Genomic DNA, 6,713 nt, shown 5'->3' with positions numbered 1-6,713 from the left:
GACATAAAGCGCAGCATCTATTTCTGGACGTCGGGCACGCCCACCAGCCCGCGTGTGGGTGATCTCTGGTACGATCCGACTACCAGCCGCCTCCTGTGGTTCAACGGCGCCGCCTGGGTCACCACGCTCGTAGCAGAGGGCAGCTACAATCCCACCGCCGGCAACAAGGTGATAGCCCAGAACGGCACCGTCCACATCCACGAGAAAATCACATCCAACGCCGTGAAGGAAGTTCGGATCAAGGTGCCTCGGATCGGGGTGCCGTACGACATTCGCGTCACCAAGCTGACGAAGGATAGTGAAGACCTCGATGACGATCGCACTGACGTCTCCTGGGAGAGCTTCCAGGAAGTCAAGGCCGAGCCATTGCTGTTCCCCAACCTGGCTACCGTTCGCCTGAAGGGCCGCGCGAGTGATCAATTCTCCAGCCTCCCGACCTTCCAGGGTGTTTGGGAAGGCCGCACGGTCAAGATCCCGTCGAACTATAACCCGGTCCAACGCACCTACACAGGCGTCTGGGACGGCACCTGGAAAATCGACTACACCAACAACCCGGCGTTCGTCGGCTATGACATGGTCGAGAACGATCGCTACGGCATGAGCTCCACCTATCCGATCACGCTCGATCCCTTCGACGTGTACGAAGCGGGCCAGTGGTGCGACATCAGGCTCCCCAACGGCAAACCACAATTTACATTCAACAGTCTGATCAAAGATCCCGTCTCTCCACGCGAGCTGGCGACCTACATCTTTGGCGTATTCGGTGGTCGGTTCTTCGACGACGGTAACGGGTATGGCCGGCTGCGGATCGACAACGGCCAGGCGCCGGCTGTTCATCTGTTCACGGCCGAAAATGTGAAGGGCTCCTTCCGATACTCGTATACCGAGATGGAGAGCCGCATCAATGACTACACGGTCTCATTCAAGAACCCGTCGCTCTTCTACGCTGAAGACCGACGTCGCGTTTACGATCAGCCGGCCATCGACATGTACGGGCGGGCGCCGGACGACTTCATCGCCGTGGGCTGCAACAACGCCGACGAGGCGGTCTACCGTGCGACCGTCAAGCTGCTGACCGATCAGACCGAGGTCGAGACCGTCACCTTCGAGACCGCGCGTGAAGGCCTTTATCTGGAGCCTTACGACATCATCCTTATCTCTGATGACACGATGGACGAGGTCATCACCGGACGCATCGCCAGCACCGATGGCGCCCACATGATCTTCCTGCGCGACAACGTCTTCCTGGAAGACGGCTTCGACCACCAAATCGTGATCAACCTGAACCAGTTCGAGCTCGCCACTCTGTCGATCGACGTGGCGTCCGTGGGCAGGGCGACCAAGGTGCTCAAGATTGTCGAGGAGTTGCCGCCTGGTATCCCGGAACAGGCCGTCTTCTCGATTGGCCAAGGTGCCAAGGCATATCGCGTCCTCAACATCGGTGAGGGTGGTGAGGGTGATAGCGGAGACGACGAGAGCGTCACCGTCAGCGCGATCGAAGTGAACCGGACGAAGTACGCCGCCGCGGCCGAGGCACCTGGTTCGGTTGTCATCGTTGTCCCAGAGTTCCCGACCGATATGTCGGCCGTCACTAATCTGCGCGTCACGCCATTCACAGAGGTTCGCAACGGCCGGCCAGTGCAGAACTTGCGGGTCGAGTGGGAGCCACACCCCAACAAATTCGTCCGGAGCTACGCAATCAACTCCCGCTTCAATGACGACGAGTGGGTTTTCAACGGCGAGGTGAAGAACGCGCGGTTCGAACTCTACGACGTCAAGCAAGGCCGCTATCTCTTCTCGGTCCAGGCCTTGGCGCTGACCGGCCGGAAATCGGTCATCGGTTACGCTGACATCGACCTGAGTGGTGAAGTCCGCACTGTGGCGCCGGTCAAGAACATCGTCCTGGCCAACCAGTCGGGGCTTAACGGCGCGATCCACCTGTTCGACGACGTCCACGCTGACCTACAGTGGGAACCTGGCGACAGCGACCCGGCTCTCTCATCCTACCGCGTGCAGATCTTCAACGACGGCGAGGAGCTGCTTCGCACCGAGTTCGTGGGTGTGCCGGCGTTCAGCTATACCACTGCGATGATCCGCACGGACGGGGCAACCCGCCAGCTGCGTGTAGAGATCACCGCCTTTGATTTGTTCGGCAACAACTCGGCACCTATCTCGTTCCTGATCAAGAACCCAGCGCCGGCCGCACCCCTGGTGACGGCCGACCGTGGCTTCGGCTCCGTCTCGTTCTCTTGGCCGATCGCTGGCCTCGTGGACTATGTCGGCGCCCTGGTCTGGAAGTCCACCACGCCCGGGATCGACCCCACCTCGCGCGCGCCAGATATGGACATCAACAGCAACACGCTGTCGGTGGCCGTGGAGAGCGAGAGCGTCTGCTACGCTGTGGTCGCGCTCTACGACACGATGGGAAAGACCGAGCTGAACTTCAGCCAGGAGGTCTTCGCACAGTCCTATCAGACGGTGGACACAGTGCCGCCGGGTGATCCGACTGGTCTTGCACTCTCCTCGCGCCTGGAGACCGTTGAGGGTGTCATCCAGCGCATGATCCTCACCGCGGTGCTGGACGACGCCGAAGACGACGACTTCGCCTACTTCGATTTCGAGATCAGGCAGAATGCCGGCAACTGGGTGAGCTTCACCTCCAGCACTCCGACGTTTGAGTGGACGGTACTTCCACTGCAAACCTACAAGGTCCGCGCGTCGGCGGTGGATCAGTTCGGCAACCGCTCGGACATCACCGACGAGGTGACCTTGGTCACGCCGGAGTGCCCTGACCTCGCGGATCTGATCAACGGCGGCTCAACCTCGATCGAGGGTGGCAAGGTCCGCGTCCAGGGCGACACCATGTTGTCTGACTGGCGCAACCCCGGTGACCTGACGACGATCGATGGCAACAAGCTGGGCACCGGCACGGTGACCGCCGAGAAGGGTGTCTTCAGCACGCGGCGCGGTATTGTTGTCGAAGACATCACGTTCGATTTCAACAGCCCCAGCACCAACAAGGTCTCCTGGACCTCTGGCGTTGTCCGGTACACGGGCGACGACGGCAACACGGCCACACGCAACACCACAGCTGGCAACGCCACCTGGACAACCGGGACGGTTTTCCTCTGCTACGTGAAGGGCGGCACCACGCTCGTGGCCACCACCGACCCCGTAGCTGCCTTCGACGACGACGCGATCGTGTTGGCGACGTACAAGGGCGACAAGCACCTCGTCGGTGATTACGGCCAGACGATCATCGACGGCGGCACATTGAAGACGGGCACGGTCATAGCCGATCAGGCGCGGATCAATTCGATCGACTCCGATGCCATCCAGGCGAACGCCGTCAAGACCGTCCATCTGGCGGCCGGCTCAGTCACGGCTGACAAGATCACCGTTGGCACGGGGGGCAACCTGATCGAGAACAGCGACACTCAGGCCGGCCTGGCTGGCTGGACAATCTACCCTTCAGTGGCGGGGGCGGTTGGACTGTCCGTTAGACTGGATACCTACGCCCCGGCGCCAGGTGCCTTTCAGCTCTATCAGACTACGGCACTGTCCACGACCTATGCAGATTTCGTGGCGTTGATCGCCGGCACGACGACGGTCAAATATTGGTCTTGCTCAGCCGGCAGGAAATATGAATTCTCTGCCTATCTCTTCGCGCACCGCTGCAACGCCACGATGTATATTGAATGGATTAATGCTGCTGGGAGCGCCATTACGTATTCCGTTCTCCAAGTGGCACTCGCGCAGAACACCAATCCGGTCTTTGACGTTGGAAATTATGCGCGACCTCTGTTGATCGCAACTGCCCCCGCCGGTGCAGTGAAGTGCCGTCCGTTCATCCGCAAGCTTGGCACACTCGCGACCTTCGCCGATAGCTATCTATGGGCTCACAAGATGTTCTTTGCCGAGGCTGGGGCAAACCAGACGGAGCCGACGCCTTGGTCGCCCGGTGGTGTGACGGTGATTGGCCCCGGCAACATCAACGTTCCGACGCTCGACTCGATCACCGCCAACGTCGGCACACTCACCGCCGGCACAGTCCGCTCGACCGACAACAAGGTCAACTTCAGCCTGGATAACTCACGGCTACTCTTCTCGGATAACACCTGATGGCAAATCGACTTGTGATGGGTGCTGTCGATGGCTCCTACAAGCTCAAGGTGTCGAAGCCTGGCTACGACGTCATGACGGCTTTGACCAACGAACAGCTGGCATTCAGCACTGACTGGGACGACGCCGGTAAGGTGCTGATGACGGGTAGCGCGACCCTTAACGGAAGCGGCATCTTGCAAATGACGGTCCCGTTCTTCACTGAGCGGCTGAACGTCATGGCGATGGTGAAGATCGGCTCGGTTTATTGGCCGATGTCCACCTTTGGCAGCAACATCAACCAGAACGCCAGCATTGGTCTGCGACCGGATATCTCTACAGTTGCGTTTTTCGGCGGCACTGGGTCCGGCGGTTGCGTCTTCTACTACGCGATTATGGAGAACCAGTTTGACAACTAGATTGTGTCTTGGCGCTCGCCTTTCCGATATCGGCCTGTTCATCTCCAAGCCTGGCATCGACGTCATGACGGCGGGCGATATCGACTTGCTTTTCTCGACCGGCTTCAAGGCGTTCCAGTTCGTCCAGAGCGGCATGCTTGCCGTTCCGTCCAGCAAGGAACTCACGATGACGGTCCCTGATCTTGGCTACAAGCCGATGATCATGTCGTTTCCGAAGGTGACCAGCTTCTCGGCGAATTTCTTTCAGATTTCGTGGACGCGCTACAACAGCAACACCTCCATCACGATCCATTGCGAGACAAACGGCATCTCGACCGATGGGACCGTCACATATGTCGTTTTGAGGCTCCCCGTTGGCTAACCGTGTGCTTCTCGACCCCAATGGGATGAAGGTTTCGCGACCAGGCGTCGACGTGCTGACGGCCGGGGACGCCGATCTGTTGTTCAGCAGCGATTTCTCGCAGACGCCCGTTCACATGAAAGGCATCGTGACATTCTCCAGTTCATCAATCCGGACGTTGAACTTCGGTAGAACATTCCTAAATATGCCGATGGTTACGTTTCTGGTCTCCTACTCTAGCTTCTACGGACTATATATCAATGACTGGGTAGAGTCAGGGTCGCTTAGCAGTGCAAACGCTTACGTTCGCGTCAGAAACTCTAGTTTTACATATTACGCCCCCAACAGAGACGGACTTGTTATGAGATACATTGTTTGGGATTTAAATCTATGATTGTAGAATACGAAGCAAACGGTCGGATCATTCATATCATCTCTGACCCTGTTCACGCGGGCGTCCGGAACATGATGCTGAACGAATACACTGGTCCAAACACGGTCCTGGATCTACCTCCATTGCCGAAGCCGCTCGTGCAAGAGAAGGACTGGGACACCGGGGAGCCGCGTTTCAACCTTGATGGCACGCCCAAGATGATCTCGCCCGGTGTCGACAACCAGCGTTGCGACATCTCGGCCGACTACATTCTGGACGGCGTCGTCACCACCAGACCGGTCTTCGATCTGCCCGACGAGATCGAACTGATCGCGGATGGCGTCGACATCAAGACAATACCCCTGCCGGATCCTTGTGATGTTCGCCTCGACGGCGAGCCAATGACGCTTACTGGTGGTTCGCTGGATCTTACCTCTGACATGCCGGCCGAATATACGCTGGAGCTCGTCCAGTGGCCCTATTTGCCAAAGACCATCAAGGTGTTCGCCCATGCTTCTGAGTAAGAACCTGGCGCCCCTACGCGCTGCTGCCAACACCAAGATCGACGATGGTGCCGGTGAAGTGCGTAAGCGCTTCATCACCGCCGTTCCGGGCCAGGAGATGGTCTATCAGCAGAAGCGACTCGAGGCCGAGCAGCTGATGGCCAATCCTGACATCGCCACTGCCGAAATTCCACACATCGCTGCCGAGGCGGCGCTGAACAACATCACGTCATACGATCAGGCGGTTGTCGTGCTGACGATGTCGGAACAGTGGACGACCGTATCAGCACAGATCGAGACCATGCGCCTGGCCGCCAAAGCAGCCGTTGCACGAGCGGCCAATCCCGCTGCGATCGAGCAGGCCGCCACCATCGACTGGTCGGCGTTCCATGCCTAAGCGCAACAAGGGGATCATCGCCTACGGTACCGACGAGGACCGCGCCAAGCTCGCGGTGCTCTCCAGCCTCACAGGGAAGACGGCCTCGGATTGGATCATCCAGGAGGTCAGGAAACAATACGCCGCGGCCTTCGGAGACACCGCCCCAGAACGCATCATTCCGCAGCAGTAGCGACAAACAATCCCTTGCCTTCGGCCCTATATTGCCTGGAGCGTTTAAGGGAACAAACATGTCTGCAGAAGAGCTCAAAGGTGTCGTCATCAACGGCAAGGTCATCTCGGCCATTGTCGGGTGCGTCTCCATCATCGGCGTGCTCTTTAGCGCAGTCGGCTACGTGACCTATCAGGGCTTCGAGCTGACCCAGGCGAAGGAAGACATCACCAAGCTCGATGCCAAGATGGATACCGCGGTGGCCAAGCTCCAGGCCCAGATCGAGGCTTCCAACCAGCAGACCCGCCAGGACTACAAGATGATCCTCGACAAGGTCGAGGCCATGACCGGCGAGATGACCAAGCTGACGATCGCCGTTGGCAATGTCCAGTACAAGCAGGACAACACGCCTCAGAAGTAGTGCTGCAC

General features: G+C 58.8%; 7 protein-coding genes. All 7 read left to right on the top strand.

Translation table 11 applies throughout. The features are described 5' to 3' along the window. The first annotated feature begins 54 nt into the window (after window positions 1-54). The 7 genes from EOC06_RS29550 to EOC06_RS29520 all read left to right on the top strand — a co-directional run bounded on the left by EOC06_RS29550 (window position 55) and on the right by EOC06_RS29520 (window position 6,705). The gene (locus tag EOC06_RS29550) at window positions 55-4,122 is read left to right on the top strand and encodes a phage tail protein (RefSeq protein WP_206631284.1); all 4,068 of its coding nucleotides are present in this window, start codon (window positions 55-57) and stop codon (window positions 4,120-4,122) included. Then, window positions 4,122-4,520: a hypothetical protein gene (locus EOC06_RS29545; RefSeq protein ID WP_128309453.1), complete on the top strand. Its 399-nt coding sequence runs from the start codon at window positions 4,122-4,124 to the stop codon at window positions 4,518-4,520. The genes EOC06_RS29550 and EOC06_RS29545 overlap by 1 nt, the downstream gene beginning before the upstream one ends. Continuing rightward, window positions 4,510-4,881 carry a hypothetical protein gene (locus EOC06_RS29540; RefSeq protein ID WP_128309452.1) on the top strand — a complete coding sequence of 124 codons (372 nt, stop codon included), beginning with the start codon at window positions 4,510-4,512 and terminating at the stop codon, window positions 4,879-4,881. The genes EOC06_RS29545 and EOC06_RS29540 overlap by 11 nt, the downstream gene beginning before the upstream one ends. A gap of 369 nt (window positions 4,882-5,250) precedes the next feature. Beyond that, on the top strand, window positions 5,251-5,757 hold the full coding sequence (locus EOC06_RS29535; protein WP_206631283.1) for a hypothetical protein: 507 nt from the start codon (window positions 5,251-5,253) through the stop codon (window positions 5,755-5,757). Then, a complete protein-coding gene (locus tag EOC06_RS29530; protein ID WP_128309450.1) occupies window positions 5,744-6,133 on the top strand; it encodes a hypothetical protein in 390 nt (129 codons plus the stop codon). Before EOC06_RS29535 ends, EOC06_RS29530 begins: the two co-directional genes overlap by 14 nt. Then, on the top strand, window positions 6,126-6,305 hold the full coding sequence (locus tag EOC06_RS29525) for a hypothetical protein (RefSeq protein ID WP_128309449.1): 180 nt from the start codon (window positions 6,126-6,128) through the stop codon (window positions 6,303-6,305). Before EOC06_RS29530 ends, EOC06_RS29525 begins: the two co-directional genes overlap by 8 nt. A 58-nt stretch (window positions 6,306-6,363) precedes the next feature. Continuing rightward, window positions 6,364-6,705: a hypothetical protein gene (locus EOC06_RS29520; RefSeq protein WP_128309448.1), complete on the top strand. Its 342-nt coding sequence runs from the start codon at window positions 6,364-6,366 to the stop codon at window positions 6,703-6,705. Window positions 6,706-6,713: the final 8 nt, after the last annotated feature.

Origin of the sequence: Mesorhizobium sp. M7A.F.Ca.MR.362.00.0.0 (assembly GCF_004023175.1) — a bacterium.
In the GTDB taxonomy this organism is placed as follows: Bacteria; Pseudomonadota; Alphaproteobacteria; order Rhizobiales; family Rhizobiaceae; genus Mesorhizobium.
Note: the sequence above shows the minus strand (reverse complement) of the source record. Positions and strands in the feature narration are given on the sequence as shown.

Excerpts from the sequence above, each read along its gene's own strand:
- EOC06_RS29520 (WP_128309448.1), top strand. The coding sequence starts at position 6,364 with ATGTCTGCAGAAGAGCTCAAAGGTGTCGTCATCAACGGCAAGGTCATC.
- EOC06_RS29530 (WP_128309450.1), top strand. The coding sequence starts at position 5,744 with ATGCTTCTGAGTAAGAACCTGGCGCCCCTACGCGCTGCTGCCAACACC.
- EOC06_RS29545 (WP_128309453.1), top strand. The coding sequence starts at position 4,122 with ATGGCAAATCGACTTGTGATGGGTGCTGTCGATGGCTCCTACAAGCTC.
- EOC06_RS29535 (WP_206631283.1), top strand. The coding sequence starts at position 5,251 with ATGATTGTAGAATACGAAGCAAACGGTCGGATCATTCATATCATCTCT.
- EOC06_RS29525 (WP_128309449.1), top strand. The coding sequence starts at position 6,126 with ATGCCTAAGCGCAACAAGGGGATCATCGCCTACGGTACCGACGAGGAC.